This is a genomic window from Fructilactobacillus sp. X2R5C3, assembly GCF_059901325.1.
Window position 1 is genome coordinate 1 of sequence record NZ_JBWXUY010000008.1, and the last position, 374, is coordinate 374.

General features: G+C 38.5%; 2 tRNA genes. Both read left to right on the forward strand.

The features are described 5' to 3' along the window. Nucleotides 1-101: 101 nt before the first annotated feature. Nucleotides 102-176, forward strand: a tRNA-Ile gene (locus AC6UDE_RS06930). Nucleotides 177-207: 31 nt separating this feature from the next. Next, nucleotides 208-280, forward strand: a tRNA-Ala gene (locus AC6UDE_RS06935). Nucleotides 281-374 lie beyond the last annotated feature (94 nt).

The window sequence follows — 374 nt, forward strand, 5'->3', positions numbered from 1 at the left end:
GATCACCTCCTTTCTAAGGAAAAATTCGGAAACCTTACATTATTGAAGTCTTGTTTAGTTTTGAGAGTTTTACTCTCGTTAAAATAAATGTTCGCGCTTTTGGGTCTATAGCTCAGCTGGTTTAGAGCGCACGCCTGATAAGCGTGAGGTCGGTGGTTCGAGTCCACTTAGACCCATCGTTACTGGTAAGTGACAATCGAATATTTTGGGGAATTAGCTCAGCTGGGAGAGCACCTGCTTTGCAAGCAGGAGGTCAACGGTTCGATCCCGTTATTCTCCATTGACACGAAAGTGTCAACTTTGTTCTTTGAAAACTAGATAATATTATTTTCTGTATTAATTATATTTTAATTATAATTTTAACCGAGAAATAA